The organism is Marinobacter sp. V34 (genome assembly GCF_055524115.1).
Map to the genome: position 1 here is coordinate 1 of NZ_JBUPZY010000008.1, position 19,209 is coordinate 19,209.

The window sequence follows — 19,209 nt, forward strand, 5'->3', positions numbered from 1 at the left end:
GCGTTCTGGTCGGGGTTGTAGGGCTTGAAGCGGGGCTTGGCTTTGGGCATCTGACGACTCCTTGTCCGTTTGCCTGATCCTAGCAAAACCGGGGCACGATTCGGAGTTTTTCTACAGCCTCAACGCCTGCATTTGCGGCTTGGGTGAAGTGGCGGCTTTTGTGCGTATTTTTGCACAAAAGGTGACAGTTTACCCAAGTCCGGCAAGATGCACTGGTTACGTTTTATTTGTTCAAATTTTATCATTACAGATTTTTAGCAATGGCAGCACGTGACGACAAGCGAATACAGATTCTTTTACAGCGCTTAATCCCTGCGATTTCAAGAACTCGTAATCAATTTCATTGCGCTCGTAAATGGCAGCTAGAATTAATTTGATTGTTGCAAAGATATCGTTAATAGAACGTTTTACTTGCAAAACTCTGGAAACCATATGCGAGTCGAGAGCTTTGATATCATTATTTCCTAGAATGTAGTTGCCGTGATCTATGTCTTCTCTGATTCTATCTATTTCTTCGTAAATTATTTCCATCTCTTTTTCCGAGTAGGACTTTATTCTGTGGCACAGTTCATCTATATCTTGGTTTGTAAGTAGCTCATCTGTTTTGGAGTGCTCTTGAATACTCTCGAGTTGTGAAAGCATTTCTTTGTACTTGGTATCATCGCCAGACTTTAAAGATTTGAGATGACGATCATCGAGAATGCTGCCAGCCATTAATATCTTGCCTAGTGGCTCATTCTCATTAACTTTATCCATGAACAGCAATAAGTTTGATTTTAATATTTTTACAGCTCTACGTTTTTGATTTTGAGCCTGAACGTACTCTTTAAGGTAAACGCCTAGCAGCGCACCTATTATTCCAATTAGTACAGCTATAATTTTTGGATCCACTCTAAACTCCCTGAGGAACATAACAGCAGTTAGACCGACGTATCAGTGATTGCGGAAATTTGACCGCTTCATTATCACGCCCCAACTTACAAGCTAAGGTCTAAAATGGATTTTAAATCATAGGCTTGAAAAGACCGAGCCCAAAACGCCTGTAATAACGAAGCGCGTCGCCTGATTCCCATTTATCCAAGAGCGTATACGCAGCCTACACAAAGCACAAACCCCAGCACATGGCTGGGGTCTGAGGTAGGAACGGACGGGAGGAGGGGCGTTACTTCTTCAACCCCATCTCCTCAATAGAAATCTCCCGCATCTTGAACTTCTGGATCTTCCCAGTGACCGTCATCGGGAATTCATCCACGAACTTGTAGTTCCTGGGGATCTTGAAATGGGCAATTTTGCCTTTGCAAAATTCCCGCAGCTCGTCGCCGGTGACGGGGTCAGCATCCGGGTTCAGCTTTATCCAGGCGATGAGTTCTTCGCCGTATTTGTCATCGGGGATGCCGGTGACCTGCACTTCCTCGATGGCGGGGTGGGTGTAGAGGAATTCCTCGATTTCTTTCGGGTAGATGTTCTCGCCACCGCGGATCACCATGTCTTTGATGCGGCCAACAATCTGTATGTAGCCGTCTTCGTCCATGGTGGCCAGGTCGCCGGTGTGCATCCAGCCGGCGTCGTCGATGGCTTCGGTGGTTTTCTCGTCGTTGTTCCAGTACTTCAGCATCACGCTGTAGCCACGGGTGCACAGCTCGCCGATTTCACCGCGCGGAACCACGTTGCCGTTGCCGGGGTCGACGATCTTGGTTTCCAGATGGGGCTGGGTGCGGCCCACAGTGGTGACCTGTTTCTCGAACGGGTCAAGGGAGCTGGTCTGGGTGGATACAGGGCTGGTTTCGGTCATGCCGTAGGCGATCTGAACTTCTTTCATATTCATCTTGCCGTTGACCTTCTTCATCACCTCCGCCGGGCAGATGGACCCGGCCATGATGCCGGTGCGCAGGGTAGACAGGTCGTAGGTTTCGAAATCCGGCTCGGCCAGTTCGGCGATGAACATGGTGGGCACGCCGTACAGGGCGGTGGCTTTTTCCTGGTGCACTGCCTGCAGTACGGATTTGGGCTCGAAGCCTTCACCCGGGTAGATCATGGTGGCGCCGTGGGTGATGCAGCCCAGGTTGCCCATCACCATGCCGAAGCAGTGGTACAGGGGCACGGGAATCACCAGGCGGTCTTTCTCGGTGAGCAGTTGGCTCTCCGCCACAAAGTATCCGTTGTTGAGGATGTTGTGGTGGGTGAGGGTCGCGCCCTTGGGGTTGCCGGTGGTGCCGGAGGTGAACTGGATGTTGATGGGGTCATCGAACTGCAGCTGGCCCTGCACTTTGTCCAGTTCTTCCTGGCTGACGTCGCTGGTGAAGCCGATGAACTCGGCCCAGGTCCACATGCCGTCGTGTTTGCGCTTGTCCAGGTTCACGACCGCGCGCAGCTCGGGTACTTTCTGGGCCTTGAGTTTGCCGGGGGCGCTGGCTTTTAGTTCCGGAGCCAGTTCGTAGACCATCTTGCGGTAGTCAGAGGCCTTGAAGCTATCGGCAGTGACCAGTACGGAGATGCCGGCCAGGTTCATGGCGTAGTCCAGTTCGTGTACGCCGTAGGCCGGGTTGATGTTTACCAGGATGGCGCCGACTTTGGCCGTGGCAAATTGGGTAACGGTCCACTCGTAACGGTTGGGTGACCAGATGCCTACGCGGTCGCCACGTTTGACGCCGATGGCCATGAAGGCGCGGGCGGCTTCGTTGACCTTTTCCACGAACTCTTTGTAGGTCCAGCGGATGTCCTGATGCAGGGCAACGAGGGCCTCAGTGTCGGGGTATTTCTCAGCGGTGCGGTCGAGCATTGCGCCGATGGTCATGCCCAGCAGGGGTACTTCGGAGGTACCGCTGGTGTAGCTGGGAAGAGTCATGCTCATGGTGTCTGCCTCCATTGTTTTTGTCGTCGAGGGCAAGCAGCAGGTTTGAATCAGCCTGCTAGCGGCTCTGGTTGTGATATTCAGGGTTCGGTTGCATATCGCTGGCGATGGCCACGCGATTGGACATGTTGTAGAAACCAATCAGGTTGCTCAGGTCCCAGATGCCGCTGTCGCTGAGGCCGGCATCCCGCAGGGCCTGGGTGTGCTCTTCGGTAACGGTGGCCGGGGAGCGGGTGAGGTGCGACGCAAAATCGAGCATGGCGCGCTGACGCTTGTCGAGTTTGGCGCTGCGGTAGTTCATCACCATATGTTCGCCCAGCGTGGGGTCGCCGCTCAGTACCCGCACGGCGGCGCCGTGGGCGACCAGGCAGTAGAAACACTTGTTCTCGGAGGACACGACAACAGCGACCATTTCCCGCTCAAGTTTGCTGAGTTCGCCTTCGCCGAGCATTAGCTCGTTATAGAGGCGGGTAAAGCCTTCGAGCTGCTTCAGGTTCTGGCTGTAGGCCGTCAGTACGTTAGGGATCATGCCGAGTTTTTCCTGGCAGATCTGGAAGTACTTTTGGGTGTCTTCCGGCATGTCCTTGATCTCGGGGATTGGGAGATCCAGGGCGACGACGTTTTTATGATGGCTCATTGACAGTTTCCTCCGAGCGCTTGGCCGACTTTTGAGCCGTTGTGGCGTTTGAGTTGTTCGCTGATCCACTCGCCGGTGGTGACCAGTTTGTTCAGGTCGACGCCGGTTTTGATGCCCAATCCGTTCAGAAGGTATAGCACGTCTTCTGTGGCAACGTTGCCGGAGGCACCCTTGGCGTAGGGACAGCCACCGAGGCCGGCGACGGACGCATCAATCACCGAAACGCCTTCTTCCAGCACGGCGTACAGATTGGCCAGTGCCTGGCCGTAGGTGTCGTGGAAGTGGGCGGCGAGCTTTTCAATCGGCACTTCGGCGGCCACGGCTTCGAGCATGCGTTTGGCTTTCAGCGGAGTGCCTACGCCGATGGTGTCGCCGAGGGAGATTTCGTAGCAGCCGAGTTCGGCCAGGGCCTTGGCGACTTTGGCCACCTGTTCCGGGGCGATATCGCCTTCGTAGGGACAGCCGAGCACGGTGGAGACGTAGCCGCGTACCGGGATATGGTATTGCTTGGCCGCTTCCATCACGGGCAGAAAGCGTTCCAGGCTTTCGGCGATGGAGCAGTTGATGTTCTTCTGGCTGAACGATTCCGACGCAGCGCCAAACACGGCCACTTCGTCCACCCCGGCCGCCAGGGCGTTTTCGAAGCCCCTGAGGTTGGGGGTTAGCACGGAGTAACGCACGCCGGCTTTGCGTTGGATACCGGCCATCACCTCCGCAGCGTCGCCCATCTGTGGCACCCATTTCGGGGATACGAAGCTGGCGGATTCGATGTGGTTGAGGCCACAGTCGGCCAGTCGGTCAATCAGGCCCGTTTTGATGGCGGTATCGATCACCGCGCCGGGTTCGTTCTGAAGGCCGTCTCGGGGGCTCATTTCTACCAGTCTTACCTGCTGTGGAAAGGCCATTAGCTTGCCTCCTCCTCGCCGTCGGTAACGTCGATGGCGATCAGTTCGGCGCCTTCGGAGACCTGGTCGCCTTCGGCGAAGAAGATGTCGGTGACCACGCCGTCGGCCGGGGCCTTGATGGCGTGTTCCATCTTCATGGCTTCCATGATTACCAGGCTCTGGCCGGCGGTCACCGTGTCGCCCACCTTGGTCTGTACCGCCACGATGGCACCGTTCATGGGCGCGGCCAAGCTGCCTTCACCAGCCATTTCCTCGAAGCCGTAGGTTTCCCGGTACAGAATGCACTGGAAGGTGTCGCCTTCGTAGAAGAGCACCAGTTGGTCGTTGTGCAGGTTGCCGTGAACGCTGATGCGGTGGCCGTTGATGACCGCCTGCAGGTAGTCGTCGTCCAGCTTCGCCGTCAGGTTGTAGACACTGTCGCCCACAAACACCTGATAGCGGTCGTCCCGCTCCAGTACCTTGAGTTCGTGAATGTCCTCACCCACTTGCAGCTGCAGGGGCTGGGCGTATTCGGAGTTCATGCGCCAGCTGTTCTGGCGGCCGAACGGCGACCAGGGGTCGGTGCTGATCACTTCCCGGGACTTGCGCTGTTCCAGCACGAAGCCGGCAGCCAGTACCAGGGCCTTGTGGGTATCGAGCCGTGACTTCGGAAACAGCAGCTCGCGATGGTCGTCGATAAACCCGGTGGTCAGATTCGCTTCCCGGAACGGCTGGGCGTCAGCCAGGGCGTGCAGGAAGCGAATGTTGGTTTTCACCCCGGCGATGCGATAGTGCTCCAGGGCCTGGACCATGCGGTTGATGGCCTGGTCGCGGGTTTCGTCCCACACGATGAGCTTGGCGATCATCGGGTCGTAGTGGATGCTGATGTCGTCGCCTTCGGTGACGCCGGTATCCACCCGCACATGCGCGCTTTCATCAGGCGTACTCAGGTAGCGCAGGTTGCCGGTGGCGGGCAGGAAGTCCTGGTCCGGGTCTTCGGCGTAAATACGCGCTTCCAGGGCGTGGCCGCGGGTTTTCACCTGGGATTGCTCCAGTGGCAGGGCATCGCCCCAGGCCACTTTTAACTGCCATTCCACCAAATCCTGGCCGGTGACCATTTCGGTGACCGGGTGCTCCACCTGCAGGCGGGTGTTCATCTCCATGAAGAAGAAGGAACCGTCCACGTCGTAGAGGAATTCCACGGTGCCGGCACCGACGTAATCGATGGCCTGGGCGGCTTTGACTGCAGCTTCACCCATGGCTTTGCGGGTGTCTTCGCTCAGGCCGGGGGCCGGGGCTTCTTCCAGTACTTTCTGGTGGCGGCGCTGCACGGAGCAGTCCCGTTCGGCCAGATAGACGCCTTTGCCGCTCTTGTCGCAGAACACTTGGATTTCCACGTGGCGCGGCTGGGTCAGGTAGCGCTCGATGAGCATGTCCGGGTTGCCGAAGGCGTTCTTCGATTCCCGCTTGGCGGCGGCCAGGGCGTCGTCAAAGTCTTCCATACGCTCGACCACGCGCATGCCCTTACCACCACCGCCGGCGACGGCTTTCAGCAGCAGCGGGAAGCCGCACTTTTCGGCTTCCTTGCGAAGGGTGTCCGGGGACTGGTCGTCGCCGTGGTAACCCGGCACCAGAGGTACGCCGGCCTTCTCCATGATGGCTTTGGCCGCGGACTTGGAGCCCATGGCCGCAATGGCCGAGGAGGGTGGGCCGATAAATACGATATTGTTGGCTTCGCAGGCTTCGGCGAACTGGGTGTTCTCGGAGAGGAACCCGTAGCCCGGATGAACCGCCTGGGCGCCGCTTTCTTTAGCCACCTCGATGATGGTGTCGGCTTTCAGGTAACTCTCGGAGCTGGCGGCCGGGCCGATGTTGAAGGCTTCGTCGGCCATAGCGACATGGCGAGCGTCGGCGTCGGCATCGGAATAGACGGCGACCACTCGAATGCCCATGCGGTGGGCGGTCTGTATGATCCGGCAGGCGATTTCGCCCCGGTTGGCGATCAGAATTTTGCTGAACATGGTTGTTATTCCTCCGGAACCCAGTTGGCCTTGCGTTTGTTCAGGAAGGCACCAAGCCCCTCCTGCCCTTCGGCACCCACCCGGATGTCGGCAATGCGTTGTGCGGTATCGTCGATCACATCGGCGTTGATCGGCTTGTGGCTGACGGCAAACACGAGGTCTTTGGCCGCCTTCATGGCTTCAGGGCCGTTGAGAGCCAGTTGCTGCAGCATCTCGTTGCAGCGTGCGTCCATGGCCTCGACATCGTCACAGACGATGTGCACCAGTCCGTATTCCTGGGCCTGTCTTGCTGTAAATACTTCAGCGGACAGGAAGTAGCGGCGGGCCTGGCGTTCACTGATGGCACGCACCACGTAGGGGCTGATCACGGCCGGTATCAGGCCGAGTTTGACTTCACTCAGACAGAAGCTGGATTTTTCCGTGGCGAGCACGATGTCGCAGCAGGCGGCAAGGCCAACCGCACCACCGAAGGCGGCTCCCTGAACCAGTCCGATGACTGGCTTCGACAGGTGGTTGAGCACGTTCATCAGCCGTGCCAGCTCCCGCGAATCGTCGAGGTTTTCCTGGCGGGTGTTGTCCGCCATGCGGCGCATCCAGCCAAGGTCGGCCCCGGCCGAGAAGTGTTTGCCTTCGGAGCGCAGGATCACGATGCTGGTGTTGTCGTCGGCGTCGACGTTCTCCAGCGCGGTGATCAGTTGCTGGATGATCACGTCGTCGAAGGCGTTGCGTTTGTCCGGACGGTTCAGCACGACGTCCGTCACACCGTCGCTGCGGCGGTTGATTAGAACGGCAGATTCGTTGTCTGTCATGTCAGTCTCCCCGATTACATCCGGAACACGCCGAAGCGTGTTGGCTTGGCCGGGCGGTTAAGGGTGGCGGACAGGCTGAGGGCGACCACTTCCCGGGTCTGGGCCGGGTCGATCACGCCGTCGTCCCACAGGCGGGCGCTGGCGTAGTAGGGGTGGCCCTGGTGTTCGTAGGAGTCGACGATGGGCTTCTTGAAGTCAGCTTCCTCATCGGCACTCCATTCCTGGCCTTTACGCTCCATGCCTTCACGTTTGACGGTGGCGAGCACGCCAGCGGCCTGTTCGCCGCCCATCACGGAGATGCGGGCATTGGGCCACATCCACAGGAAATCCGGGCTGTAGGCGCGGCCGCACATGCCGTAGTTGCCAGCACCAAAGCTGCCGCCGATCAGTACGGTGATCTTGGGCACTTCGGCACAGGCCACGGCCATGACCATTTTGGCGCCGTGTTTGGCGATGCCTTCGGACTCGTGCTTCTGACCTACCATGAAGCCGGTGATGTTCTGCAGGAACAACAATGGAATATTGCGCTGGCAGCACAGTTCAATAAAGTGGGCGCCTTTCTGGGCGGATTCGCTGAACAGGATGCCGTTGTTGGCGATGATGCCCACCGGGTAGCCGTGGATATGGGCAAAGCCGGTCACCAGTGTCTGGCCGTAGTAGCGTTTGAATTCGTCGAATTCGGAGCCGTCGACGATGCGGGCAATAACATCACGCACGTCGAACTGTTTGCGCAGGTCGGTGCCAACAATGCCGTAGATTTCCTCGGCATTGAACAGCGGTGCCTTGGGTTTGCGAATCTCCACGTCCGTCGGTTTGCGGCGGTTGAGGTTGGAGATGCAGCGCCGGGCGATTTCCAGTGCGTGGGCGTCGTTCTCCGCGTAATGGTCGGCGACACCGGAGGTTTTGCAGTGCACGTCGGCGCCGCCAAGGTCTTCGGCACTGACGACTTCACCGGTGGCGGCTTTGACCAGTGGCGGGCCGGCCAGGAAGATGGTGCCCTGGTTGCGCACGATGATGGATTCGTCGGCCATGGCGGGTACGTAGGCACCGCCGGCGGTGCACAGGCCCATGACGACGGCAATCTGTGGGATGTCGTCGGCAGACATGCGGGCCTGGTTGTAGAAGATGCGGCCGAAGTGGTCGCGGTCCGGGAAGACGTCGTCCTGCCGTGGCAGGTTGGCACCGCCGGAGTCGACCAGGTAGATGCAGGGCAGGCGGTTCTGCAGGGCGATTTCCTGGGCGCGGAGGTGTTTTTTGACGGTCAACGGGTAGTAGCTGCCGCCTTTAACGGTGGCGTCGTTGGCGATGATCATGCATTCGGTGCCGGAGACGCGGCCGACGCCGGCGACAACACCCGCAGCGGGGACTTCTTCGTCGTAGACGTTGTAGGCGGCGAACTGGCCGATTTCCAGGAAGGGACTTCCGTCGTCCAGCAGGCGGTTGATGCGCTCCCGGGGCAGGAGTTTGCCGCGGGCGATGTGGCGTTCCTGGTAGGAGGGGCCGCCGCCTTGCTGGATGGTGGTCACTTTGTCCCGCAGGTCGGCCACGGCTTTGGCCATGGATTCCTGGTTGGCCTGGAATTCTTCGGACCTTGGGTTCACTTTGCTTTGGAGTATCGTCATTTTCCTGGCCTCGAGTTACGGGGCTTCGGGACTGGCGGGGTGTCTTTCCGGGACACGCTACGAGCACATCCATGTGCGCTTGACTCCGGCCATCCATGGCCGGAGACATTCCCGGAAAGACACCCCGCCAGTCCCTCGTCATACTTTGGGTGCTGGCCTCTTTAAAGCTATGAGGACCAGTGGCTCTGAGCTGCTTGATCAGTTGTTCAGGTACAGCTCACGGCCGATCAGCATCCGGCGGATCTCGGACGTGCCAGCGCCGATTTCGTACAGCTTGGCATCGCGCAACAGACGGCCTGTCGGGTATTCGTTGATGTAGCCGTTACCGCCGAGCAACTGGATGGCGTCCAGCGCCAGCTTGGTGGCCATTTCGGCGGAGTAGAGGATGGCGCCGGCGGCGTCTTTTCTCGTGGTGTTGCCGCGATCGGCGGACATGGCGACCATGTAGACGTAGGATTTGGCGGTGTTCATCCAGGTGTACATGTCCGCGACTTTGCCCTGTACCAGTTCGAACTCACCGATGGCCTGGCCGAATTGCTTACGCTCGCGGATGTACGGAACCACAGCGTCCATGGCGGCTTGCATGATGCCAAGCGGGCCGCCGGAGAGGACGAGGCGTTCGTAGTCGAGGCCGCTCATCAGCACTTTGGCGCCGTTGCCTTCGCCGCCCATGACGTTTTCCTTGGGCACCTTGGCGTCTTCGAACACCAGCTCACAGGTGTTGGAACCGCGCATGCCGAGTTTGTCGAGCTTCTGGGCCTGGCTGAATCCCGGGGTGTCGCGTTCCACAATAAAGGCGGTGATGCCGCGTGGGCCGGCGGCCGGGTCGGTTTTGGCGTAGATGACGTAGACGTTGGCATCCGGGCCGTTGGTGATCCACATTTTGCTGCCGTTGAGCACGTAGTGGTCGCCGGCGTCTTTGGCGGACAGTTTCATGGACACGACGTCGGAACCGGCGTTGGGTTCGGACATGGCCAGGGCGCCGATGTGTTCACCGCTGATGAGTTTGGGCAGATACTTTGCCTTCTGCTCGTCGGAGCCGTTGCGGTTGATCTGGTTGACGCACAGGTTGGAGTGCGCGCCGTAGGACAGGCCCACGGAAGCAGACGCGCGGCTGATTTCTTCCATCGCGATCACGTGTGCGAGGTAGCCCATGCCGGAGCCGCCGTAGGCTTCGTCGACGGTAATACCCAGCAGGCCCATGTCACCGAACTTTTTCCACAGATCGTTGGGGAACAGGTTGTCGCGGTCGATGTCTTCGGCGCGGGGGGCGATTTCACTGGCGGCGAAGCCGTTGATCTGCTCGCGGAGCATGTCCAGGGTTTCGCCGAGGCCGAAGTTGAACTCTGAGTATTGTGATTTCATTGTTGGCTACCTTTTGATGTTCCCGTTATTTCTGTTCTATCGACTCAGGCTCTTTGGTGGTGGCCTTCGTCTGTTTACGCTTTCGCTTTTGCAGGTCAGCAAGGGCCTCGCGGCATCTTGCTTCTGCGGTGTCCATTTCCATTTCCGCCTGGGCAATGTCGTTCTTCTGTTGCTCCAGTTGCGCCCGTTTACGGGCCAGGGTGTCCAGCATCAGCAGGAGCTGTTTCTCGTTGCCGCTGAGGGTTTCGTCCCACAGGTCAAAAAGCTCTTTGGTTTCCCCCAGGGAAAAGCCCATGCGTTTGCCCCGGAGGATCAGCTTTAGCCGCACTCGATCCTTCGAGCTGAAGATTCGGGTCTGGCCGCGCCGGGTGGGGTGCAGTAGACCCTGATCTTCATAGAAGCGTACGCTCCGTGTAGTCACGTCGAACTCTTTGGCCAGCTCGCTGATGCTGTAAGTTTTCTTGATGTCCATAGAGATTTCCTTTTTAGACTTAGGTTAGATAAAGTTTACGTAAACGTAAAGTATTTTTAAGGTCCAATTTCAACCAACAGATATGTGAAACAGGAGCGAATAATGGAATTCAAAAATGTGGCAGCGATTGTAACAGGCGGTGCATCGGGCTTGGGCGAGGGGTCAGCCCGTGCCCTGGCTGCAGCTGGGTGCCGTGTGGCGATTCTGGATGTGCAGGAGGAGCAGGGCAGAAAAGTGGCGGAAGACATTGGAGGCGTCTTTATATACTGCGATGTGACGTCTTCTGAAAGTGCAGAAGCCGCGTTTAGCGAAGCTCGTAAAGCTCATGGTCCTTGTGGTGTGGCGGTTAGTTGTGCGGGCATTGCTCCGGCCGCAAAGATCCTTGGTCGGGAGGGTGTGATGCCCCTTGAAGCATTCAGCAAGGTGGTTCAGGTTAACCTGATTGGTTCCTTCAACATCCTGCGTCTCGCCGCGGCCGATATGGCTCAGCGGGAGCCCAATGCGGATGGCGAAAGGGGCGTCATTATCAATACGGCGTCTGTGGCGGCGTACGAGGGGCAGATTGGCCAGGCAGCCTACAGTGCTTCAAAAGGTGGCGTGGTGTCGCTGACACTTCAGGCCGCCCGCGAGCTTGCCCGTGAAGGGATTCGGGTTAACACCATTGCTCCGGGGATCTTTATGACGCCGATGATGGCGGGCATGCCGCAGGAAGTGCAGGATAGCCTCGCTGCCACGCTGCCTTTCCCCAAGCGATTGGGCAAGGCCGAAGAGTTTGGCATGCTGGTGGACCAGATGGTGCGCAACCCGATCCTCAACGGTGAGGTTATTCGCCTGGACTGTGCACTGCGCATGGCACCGAAATAAACGAGCGGTGCGCTGACACGAATCTTGTCTCTTTGGTGAGGTTCAGTGGTGGAGCTCAGTCGGTGATCGGCTGAGTTTCACTGTCTTTGAGCCGTATTTTTCTCGATACGACCCTGTATAACGACGGGGTGCTCAAATGGGTTCCATACGAAAAAATCGCGTTTGATTCGATTTTATAATATCGATTTTTGTTTTTTTGCGATTACGAAATAGAAAAATGCATTCCTTCCTCTAATTTGCGCCTTATAGGTGCATGACCTAAAGATCTCCTTTCTCATTTTTTCTGCGTTCTCAGGCGACTAGGTTTTGTCTGTATTCAGTTAATGCACACCGAAAAAAGAGACATGTATCCCCTATCTGTACTCGGAATTATCTTTTCGTAACAGGCATTTAACGTTTCTTTACGATAGCTTTCTGGCTGTTGGAACGCTGTGGACGACGTGGATCGCTTGCCGGTGATTTGTACGTCTTCGTGTTCTCCCAACTCAAACTGGATACTCAAAAGGCGTATCGGGCCAACGTTTTTTGTTGAGCTTGCCTGTTCGTAAGCAGACATCGGTATCAGGGAAAAGTTCAAAAAAGAACCTCTTTTCCGGTTGCGGGGTTGCCGTACAGAGCCTTTTGAGTGTCGCCAGTCAACCAGTAGTCAGTCGTTGGATTCATGGTGGCTTCCGGGCGGGAGTCGCTGGATGACAGTCAGGGGAGTAAAGGATATGCGAGTCAGTATTTTTGGTTTGGGCTATGTCGGGGCGGTGTGTACCGCCAGTCTGGCCCAGCGGGGGCATCACGTGGTCGGTGTGGATGTGTCGCCCATCAAAATTGATCTGATCAACAGCGGCAGGTCTCCCATTGTGGAGCCGGGGCTGGAGGAGCTGCTCCGGAGCGGGCGCGAGAATGGATTCATCAACGGCGTTACCGACGGTCACATCGCGGTTCAAGAGAGTGAGCTGTCGATGATCTGCGTGGGCACGCCCAGCAAGCCGAATGGCAACCTTGATCTGCAGTTTGTCGAGAAAGTGTGTAGCGACATCGGTAATGCCCTGAAGGACAAGGGTGACTGGCACCTGGTAGCGGTTCGCAGCACGGTCCTGCCGGGAACGGTTCGTGACGTGGTCATCCCTGCTCTGGAGAAAGCGTCGGGAAAACGCGCCGGCGTCGATTTCGGTGTGTGTGTGAACCCCGAATTCCTTCGTGAAAGCACGGCGATCAAGGATTATGACCACCCTCCGATGACGGTCATTGGTGAGCTTGACGAGCGGTCGGGCGAGTTCCTGGCGCGGATCTATGAAGACCTGGATGCGCCGATCATCCGCAAGCCCATCGAGGTGGCGGAGATGATCAAGTACACCTGCAATATCTGGCACGCGACCAAAGTCAGCTTCGCCAACGAGATCGGTAATATTGCCAAGTCGATGGGCGTGGACGGCCGCGATGTCATGGACGTTGTCTGCCAGGACAAGAAGCTGAACATCTCACGCTATTACATGCGCCCTGGTTTCGCCTTCGGTGGCTCATGCCTGCCAAAAGACGTGCGGGCACTGACCTATCGGGCCAATCAAATGGACGTGAAGCACCCGCTGCTGAGTTCCATCATGAGCAGCAACAATGAGCAGGTTGCCCACGCGTTCAAGATTCTCACCGGCTATGGCTGCCGCAAGGTGAGCATGCTGGGCCTGAGCTTCAAGTCCAACACCGACGATCTGCGGGAAAGCCCGCTGGTGGAGTTGGCTGAGATGCTGATCGGCAAGGGCTATGACCTGCAGATTTTCGACCGCAATGTGGATTACGCCCGAACCCACGGCGCCAACCGCGAGTACATCAACCAGAAAATTCCGCACCTTTCGAACCTGATGCACAGCGATTTGCGCGGCGTGATTGATCACGCGGACGTGATCGTGGTCGGCAACAATGACGAGCTCTTCGAAACGGTGATTTCTGAAGTGCCTGACGGCAAGCGGGTGATCGATCTTGTGGGGTTCATGAAGACCACAAGTACCGAGGTGCTGGAAGGTATCTGCTGGTAGGCCTTCACCTCCATGCGTGACGCTTTGATGCCCTGGTGGGGCGGGGCGTCACGCTCAGAAAACGCACGGAATGTTATTTCAGGAACGGACGGCATGTCTTATATCTCAGACAACACAGTGTCCAGAACAGGCGGTTGGTTGCTTTTTCTCTCCGTACTCGGAGCGTTGGCGATCTCTCTGCCCACCACCTATACGGTGAGGGGCGGCGCCCACTTCCTTCTGGTCATCGGGGTGATTGGTATCTGGCGGTACTCCGTTGGATTTACCCACTTTCTGCGTGCGATGTATTTCCTTAAGTGGGCATTTCCGGGGATTCGGCGCCGGGCACTGGCGTTGGGCGATGATGCCGCTCCCTCCCATGTTTATCTGATGGTGACCAGTTTCCGTATCGATGCCGGCACCACCGCCATGGTGTACGACTCGATTATCCGGGAAGCGGTTGAATGTGGCTGGCCAACGACGGTGGTGGCCTCGGTGGTCGAGCTTTCCGATGAAATGCTGATGCGGACAATGTGGCGCAAGCTGGACCCGCCTGGCCACATTAAACTCAAGATTGTGCGCATTCCGGGGACCGGTAAGCGGGATGGGTTGGCGTACGGCTTCCGCGCTATTTCGCGGGACCTGCCTGACGAGAATGCCGTGGTGGCCGTGGTGGACGGCGATACCGTGCTGGAACCGGGCGTGGTGCGTAAAACCGCACCCTACTTCCGGTTGATGCCAAACATTGGCGCGCTGACCACCAACGAGTTTTGCGAGGTGCGCGGCAGTTATCTGATGTCGGAGTGGCACAAGCTGAGGTTTGCCCAGCGGCACATGAATATGTGTTCGATGGGGCTGTCGTATCGCGTTCTGACCCTCACGGGCCGGATGTCGGTATTCCGCGCCAGCGTGGTTACGCGCCCGGAGTTCATCAGTGACGTGGAGTACGACTCCCTGAAGCATTGGCGGCTTGGTGAATTCCGTTTTCTGACCGGCGACGACAAGTCCAGCTGGTTCAGCATGATGCGCCTGGGTTACGACACATTCTACGTGCCAGACGCGACCATTCGCACGGTCGAACACCCGCCGGATCCCAGTTTCATCCGTTCTGCCCGTCAGCTCATGTTTCGCTGGTACGGCAACTCGCTGCGTCAGAACTCCCGTGCGACCAAGCTCGGCCCCCGGCGCCTAGGCTGGTTCACCTGGTACATCCTGTTCGACCAGCGCATTTCGATGTGGACCAGCATCCTCGGGCTGACAGCCGCTATTGTCGCAGCCATCAAGTACTCCGGCATTGTGCTGGTGGCCTACCTGTTGTGGATCGGACTTACCCGTTTGCTGCTGACCCTGCTGCTCATCACCACCGGGCATTCAGTCGGGCCAGCCTATCCGTGCATTCTGTATTTCAACCAGATTTTCGGGTCGCTGGTGAAAATCTATGTCTTTTTCCGGCTCGATCGACAGTCGTGGACACGTCAAAAAACCCGATTCAGCGCCAACAACGCTTCGTTCCAGCAACGCATGAACCGCTGGTCGTCACGGGTGATGACCTTTTCTGCGGCCAGTGTCTTCCTGGCGTTGGTCATGAAGCTGGTATAGCGAAAACGGAGATTTTTCCATGTACACCAATCATCGAATGAAGAAAACACAAGGGCCAGAGCAATGAATACGGCAGCAGTTGCACCGCAATTTGTCCATGAATCCGAAGCTCAGCGACAGTATGCCCGGGTACGAATTCCGGCCAAGTTGTTTGTGAGCATCGACGGCACAACCCACAAGTTTCCGGTGGCTGATTTATCGGCCGGCGGGTTCAGTGTGAACACCGGTCTGGAATCATTCCGTCAGGGCCGGTTATACAACGGCCGGTTGATATTCAAGGTCGACGGTTTCGATTTTGCCGTCGACGTGAACTTCGTGCCGCGCAGTTTTGATTCGATGAATGATCGCTGCGGGTGTCAGTTCCATGACCTTGGCGCACGCGAGGTGTCGGTGCTGCGATATCTCATCACCGCCTTCCTGAGTGGGGAGGTTATTTCGGCAGGGGATGTTCTCAATACCTTGTCCCGAGAGAACTTCACCAAAGCCCGCAAAAGCAAGGGCAGCAATGACCTTGGGTTCTTCGGCAAGCTCCGGGCCATGGTTGGAAGCCTGATCGTGATGGTTATCGGCCTTACGGCGATCAGCTTCGTTGTCTCTGAACTCTGGGATATCTACTTCGTGACCAAGGCGGAGTCCGCCATGGTGGCATCAGAACAGATTCCTTTACGCATTCCCAAAGACGCCAAGGTTACAACACTGGTCAAGCCCGGGCAGCAGGTTAAGGCGGGCGAAGCTGTCGCCACCTTTGACGCGCCGATGATGTCTTATGTGAACGACCTGGTTGGCGAGGGCAGCTACAGCGTCGGCCAGATCGAGGAATTGCTGGACCAGCGGGTTCGGGGAACGATCACCAGCCCCTGCGACTGCAAGGTGGTGAACATGAGGCCGGCGGAAGATCAGTACATGAGCAAGGGTGAGCAGCTTGCGGTTATGGCGCCCATGGACTCGTCCGCCCACGTTGTTGCCAACTTCCCGTTTGACCAGGGGGAAAAGCTGGAAGAAGGGCAACAGGTGATATTGCGGCTTCCCAATGGCCAGGAACAGACCGGGAAGATTACCTCGCTGTATGTGAACTCCCAGGCTCAGGGCGGGCTGATTGATGTTATCAGTGCGTCTATCGAATCTGCCGAACCGCTGCCGATTGAAGCCATCGGACGCCCGATTGGTGTCAGGGTCGATCAGTACCGGATGCCGAGCCTGCAGAAAGTTGTTGAACGGTTTTCGGAAGGTTGAGGGAGTTGCGGAGCATGATGCGAGTAGCGTGCATTACCGGTCTGTTCACCCTGGTGCTGTCTGGTTGCGGCAACCTGCCTGACATTCAGCGGGCAGAGAAGGCCGCGGCCGAAGGCAACGTGAAGGAAGCCCGGGCGCAGTTGGAAAAACTGGCGAAGTTTGGCCTGGCGGATGCCCAGGTGGAGCTCGGGGATCTCTACGGCGCGCAGGATACACCGGAAGCACGCCAGCAGGCGCTGGACTGGTACCGCAAGGCCGCGGAGCAGGGCAGTGACCGGGCCGCCATCCGGATAGGCAAGATGAATGCGCGGGAAGGGAAAACCCCGGAGCAGCGGGCCAATGGCGCCCGTTACCTGCGCAAAGCGCTTGCGGAAGGTGATAAGACGGCGTTGATCCCGCTGATCAACCTGTACATCCATTTTCCCAAAGAGTTTCCCAATGCCAAACCGCGTGAGCTGATTCAGCAAGCCCGCGCCGCCGGCGACCCGAAAGGCGACGTGGCGCTGGCCCGTTACTATCTTCTGACGGGCCAGTTCGACAGCCACACGGACGAGGTTGAAGGCCTGTGTGCACCGATTGCAGAGGCTCAGCCGGAGTGCTTCCAACTGCTCGCCAGAGTGTATCTGGTTGACGGCCGAAGTGAGGATCTGAAGGCGCTTGTCGACCGGGCCAAGCAGGCCTGGGAGCAGGGCAGTATCGAAGATCGCGATCTGTACCTGTTCGCGCGGTGGTTGTCGGACGATGAAACCCCGCAAAAGCAGGTGGCCGCCACCAACGAACTCTACCTGATGTTGACGCCCGATTACGTGCCCGCCCTGACGGCGCGCGCCAAGCTGATCATGGAGAACAACTACCTCGCCGAGCCTGAGGTGGTCATTGAGATGCTTCGGGAGGCGCGAGCCAACGGTGACCTGAAAGCGTCGCTGTCACTGGCCCGGGCCTATGAGCGAGGCCGCATTGTGCCGACCGATCCGAAAAAAGCGATCCAGTACGCCATGGAAGCGCGCGAAAAGTACCCGTCCGCGGAATACCTGCTCGGGCGCATCTACAAGCGTGGCTACCTCGGTGAGCCAGATCCCGAAAAGGCGAAACAGCATCTTCTGACGGCGGCACGCCGAGGCTTTCCAAAGGCGGATTACGCCCTCGCCGAACTCTACTGGGAGGCAAAAGGCATTGAGGTGAACCGTGTCTATGCCTGGAGTTTCGCATTGCTGGCCGTGGAGGGCGGTGTTGAGCGTGCCAAAGAACTGATGGTGGATATGGTTCTGTCGCTACCAAAGCACACCGAAAAGAGAGCTGAGGCCCTGTACAGACAGGAACGTGCCGCGCGGCGACAGATGATCGCCGGAGGCACCTCAGGCCCGGCAACGACCACGAAACAAGGAGGATAAGCTCAATGCAGCTTATAACGAACGATCGATTAACTCGCCTCGCACTCTCTGTCAGTTGCCTGGCTTCACTGGGTGCGGCGCCCGCTGTGGCGCAGTCAACGGCAGAAGCTGAAGCGAACCAGAGTTACCCACGGCTGGTTGAGCAGAACGTGAAATCCAAGCTGAGCTTTATCAGCGAAGGCGATCGCCGTCTTGGGCTGGGTCCCAATGGTGAGACCAAGTCCAACGAGGCCGGGCTTGACATCAAACCCGAATGGGTCTGGCAGCTGTCTCCGCACTGGCGCTCAAAAGTGCGCCTGCAGGCGTTTGGCGCAACCGGCCAGGTGGACGTCAGCGACGAGATCGGCGGCACGACTACCACCGACGGCTTTTTTGCACTCAGGGAAGCCTGGCTGGATTACAACGGCCTGAGCGACTATCCCGGAGAGTCGATTCGCTTTGGCCGTGAGCGCCTGAAGGAAAACAGCGGCATGTGGTGGGACGACGATATCACCCTCACACGCTGGATCTTCAACACGTCGTTGCTCGACACCACGGTGGGCGTTGCCCAGAAGGTCGCGGAGCTGCGAACCGACAACAACGAACTTCAGGATGAAGAGCAGGACATTGCTCGCTTTTTTGCCCACACACGCTGGCAATGGCGGAAAGGGCACTACCTTGGCTTCCTGGTGACCCATGGCCAGGGCTACGGCGATCAGGCTGAAGAGTACGCATCGCGAGGCCAGACGCTGGATGACGGTTTCACGGATTCGCTGACCTGGACGGCCCTTCAGGCGGACCGGAGTTATTTTGATTGGCACTCCCACGATGCGTTCCAGTACTTCGCTTCGGTCGCGGCCGTGAACGGCAACGAGACTGTAGTCGGCGCCGACCCCAGTGCGCCCAGTGGCTTCAGCGATCGTGAACGCGATGTTTCCGGGTGGGCGGCGGACCTGGGCGCGCGTGCCCAGTTGCTGGATACGCCCCGCTGGGTTGTCGGCGCTCACGGTGCCATTGCATCCGGTGGTGGTGAGTCGGGCGAAAGTGATGCCTTCCGGCAAACCAGCCTGGAAAGCAACCGCTCGCGGTTTACCGGTACCCGCTCCCAGGTTCCGCGGTTTGGTGAAGCCATTCAGCCGGAGTGGAGCAATATCCGGGTCTTGACCTTCTATACCGCATTGTCTGACCGCGACACCTGGGACGCCAACCTGCTGTATCACCGTTACTGGCTGAGTGATGAAAACGGCGCCGTGCACTCCGACCTGGTCGAGCCGGGCTTTACCGGCAGCAGTGATGACCTGGGCCAATCAGTGGATCTGGTCTTGGGCTACTACGGCGACAGTGCTTCAACCTCCTGGGCGGCGTTTGATGTCCGTTTGCGTGGTGGCGTGTTCATGCCAGGGGATGCCTACGGCGAGGACGCAGATGACGCCAGGCATCGGGTAGTTGTAGACGTGTCGAAGCGGTTCTGAGGAGAGT

At 57.9% G+C, this 19,209-nt stretch carries 15 protein-coding genes; 6 read left to right on the plus strand and 9 right to left on the minus strand.

Annotated elements, in window-relative coordinates; all coding sequences use genetic code 11:
• Positions 1 to 231: 231 nt before the first annotated feature.
• The 9 genes from AC0B60_RS13660 to AC0B60_RS13700 all read right to left on the minus strand — a co-directional run bounded on the left by AC0B60_RS13660 (position 232) and on the right by AC0B60_RS13700 (position 10,661).
• On the minus strand, positions 232 to 891 hold the full coding sequence (locus tag AC0B60_RS13660; RefSeq protein WP_465086373.1) for a hypothetical protein: 660 nt from the start codon (positions 889 to 891) through the stop codon (positions 232 to 234).
• 271 nt (positions 892 to 1,162) lie between these two features.
• Entirely contained in the window at positions 1,163 to 2,845 is a 1,683-nt protein-coding gene (locus AC0B60_RS13665; protein WP_465086599.1) for an AMP-binding protein, read from the minus strand.
• Positions 2,846 to 2,909: 64 nt separating this feature from the next.
• A complete protein-coding gene (locus AC0B60_RS13670) occupies positions 2,910 to 3,488 on the minus strand; it encodes a peroxidase-related enzyme (protein ID WP_465086374.1) in 579 nt (192 codons plus the stop codon).
• Entirely contained in the window at positions 3,485 to 4,393 is a 909-nt protein-coding gene (locus AC0B60_RS13675) for a hydroxymethylglutaryl-CoA lyase (protein ID WP_465086375.1), read from the minus strand. The genes AC0B60_RS13670 and AC0B60_RS13675 overlap by 4 nt, the downstream gene beginning before the upstream one ends.
• The gene (locus tag AC0B60_RS13680; RefSeq protein WP_465086376.1) at positions 4,393 to 6,393 is read right to left on the minus strand and encodes an acetyl/propionyl/methylcrotonyl-CoA carboxylase subunit alpha; all 2,001 of its coding nucleotides are present in this window, start codon (positions 6,391 to 6,393) and stop codon (positions 4,393 to 4,395) included. Before AC0B60_RS13680 ends, AC0B60_RS13675 begins: the two co-directional genes overlap by 1 nt.
• 5 nt (positions 6,394 to 6,398) lie before the next feature.
• Entirely contained in the window at positions 6,399 to 7,202 is an 804-nt protein-coding gene (locus AC0B60_RS13685; RefSeq protein ID WP_465086377.1) for an enoyl-CoA hydratase-related protein, read from the minus strand.
• Positions 7,203 to 7,216: 14 nt separating this feature from the next.
• Entirely contained in the window at positions 7,217 to 8,824 is a 1,608-nt protein-coding gene (locus AC0B60_RS13690; protein ID WP_465086378.1) for a carboxyl transferase domain-containing protein, read from the minus strand.
• 198 nt (positions 8,825 to 9,022) lie between these two features.
• A complete protein-coding gene (locus tag AC0B60_RS13695; RefSeq protein ID WP_465086379.1) occupies positions 9,023 to 10,189 on the minus strand; it encodes an isovaleryl-CoA dehydrogenase in 1,167 nt (388 codons plus the stop codon).
• A gap of 25 nt (positions 10,190 to 10,214) precedes the next feature.
• Positions 10,215 to 10,661 (minus strand): MerR family transcriptional regulator, encoded by a 447-nt coding sequence (locus AC0B60_RS13700; RefSeq protein ID WP_465086380.1) that lies wholly within the window; start codon positions 10,659 to 10,661, stop codon positions 10,215 to 10,217.
• A gap of 102 nt (positions 10,662 to 10,763) precedes the next feature.
• On the opposite strand from AC0B60_RS13700, the gene AC0B60_RS13705 reads away from it, so the two are divergent.
• From AC0B60_RS13705 to AC0B60_RS13730, 6 genes are all read left to right on the plus strand, one after another.
• Positions 10,764 to 11,525: an SDR family NAD(P)-dependent oxidoreductase gene (locus tag AC0B60_RS13705; protein ID WP_465086381.1), complete on the plus strand. Its 762-nt coding sequence runs from the start codon at positions 10,764 to 10,766 to the stop codon at positions 11,523 to 11,525.
• A 713-nt stretch (positions 11,526 to 12,238) separates the two neighbouring features.
• Positions 12,239 to 13,549 carry a nucleotide sugar dehydrogenase gene (locus AC0B60_RS13710; RefSeq protein ID WP_465086382.1) on the plus strand — a complete coding sequence of 437 codons (1,311 nt, stop codon included), beginning with the start codon at positions 12,239 to 12,241 and terminating at the stop codon, positions 13,547 to 13,549.
• A gap of 93 nt (positions 13,550 to 13,642) precedes the next feature.
• Complete coding sequence (locus AC0B60_RS13715; protein WP_421841501.1) at positions 13,643 to 15,127, plus strand: glycosyltransferase family 2 protein; 1,485 nt, start codon at positions 13,643 to 13,645, stop codon at positions 15,125 to 15,127.
• 63 nt (positions 15,128 to 15,190) lie between these two features.
• The gene (locus AC0B60_RS13720; RefSeq protein ID WP_465086383.1) at positions 15,191 to 16,360 is read left to right on the plus strand and encodes an alginate biosynthesis protein Alg44; all 1,170 of its coding nucleotides are present in this window, start codon (positions 15,191 to 15,193) and stop codon (positions 16,358 to 16,360) included.
• Positions 16,361 to 16,374: 14 nt separating this feature from the next.
• On the plus strand, positions 16,375 to 17,751 hold the full coding sequence (locus AC0B60_RS13725; protein WP_465086384.1) for a tetratricopeptide repeat protein: 1,377 nt from the start codon (positions 16,375 to 16,377) through the stop codon (positions 17,749 to 17,751).
• 5 nt (positions 17,752 to 17,756) lie between these two features.
• Positions 17,757 to 19,202, plus strand: a complete 1,446-nt coding sequence (locus AC0B60_RS13730) for an alginate export family protein (RefSeq protein ID WP_465086385.1) — start codon at positions 17,757 to 17,759, stop codon at positions 19,200 to 19,202.
• The last annotated feature ends 7 nt before the right edge of the window (positions 19,203 to 19,209 follow it).

What these genes read in the sequence shown, in the direction of transcription:
- AC0B60_RS13665 (WP_465086599.1), bottom strand. Translation starts at nt 2,845, where the DNA reads ATGACTCTTCCCAGCTACACCAGCGGTACCTCCGAAGTACCCCTGCTG.
- AC0B60_RS13670 (WP_465086374.1), bottom strand. Translation starts at nt 3,488, where the DNA reads ATGAGCCATCATAAAAACGTCGTCGCCCTGGATCTCCCAATCCCCGAG.
- AC0B60_RS13675 (WP_465086375.1), bottom strand. Translation starts at nt 4,393, where the DNA reads ATGGCCTTTCCACAGCAGGTAAGACTGGTAGAAATGAGCCCCCGAGAC.
- AC0B60_RS13680 (WP_465086376.1), bottom strand. Translation starts at nt 6,393, where the DNA reads ATGTTCAGCAAAATTCTGATCGCCAACCGGGGCGAAATCGCCTGCCGG.
- AC0B60_RS13685 (WP_465086377.1), bottom strand. Translation starts at nt 7,202, where the DNA reads ATGACAGACAACGAATCTGCCGTTCTAATCAACCGCCGCAGCGACGGT.
- AC0B60_RS13690 (WP_465086378.1), bottom strand. Translation starts at nt 8,824, where the DNA reads ATGACGATACTCCAAAGCAAAGTGAACCCAAGGTCCGAAGAATTCCAG.
- AC0B60_RS13695 (WP_465086379.1), bottom strand. Translation starts at nt 10,189, where the DNA reads ATGAAATCACAATACTCAGAGTTCAACTTCGGCCTCGGCGAAACCCTG.
- AC0B60_RS13700 (WP_465086380.1), bottom strand. Translation starts at nt 10,661, where the DNA reads ATGGACATCAAGAAAACTTACAGCATCAGCGAGCTGGCCAAAGAGTTC.
- AC0B60_RS13705 (WP_465086381.1), top strand. Translation starts at nt 10,764, where the DNA reads ATGGAATTCAAAAATGTGGCAGCGATTGTAACAGGCGGTGCATCGGGC.
- AC0B60_RS13710 (WP_465086382.1), top strand. Translation starts at nt 12,239, where the DNA reads ATGCGAGTCAGTATTTTTGGTTTGGGCTATGTCGGGGCGGTGTGTACC.
- AC0B60_RS13715 (WP_421841501.1), top strand. Translation starts at nt 13,643, where the DNA reads ATGTCTTATATCTCAGACAACACAGTGTCCAGAACAGGCGGTTGGTTG.
- AC0B60_RS13720 (WP_465086383.1), top strand. Translation starts at nt 15,191, where the DNA reads ATGAATACGGCAGCAGTTGCACCGCAATTTGTCCATGAATCCGAAGCT.
- AC0B60_RS13725 (WP_465086384.1), top strand. Translation starts at nt 16,375, where the DNA reads ATGATGCGAGTAGCGTGCATTACCGGTCTGTTCACCCTGGTGCTGTCT.
- AC0B60_RS13730 (WP_465086385.1), top strand. Translation starts at nt 17,757, where the DNA reads ATGCAGCTTATAACGAACGATCGATTAACTCGCCTCGCACTCTCTGTC.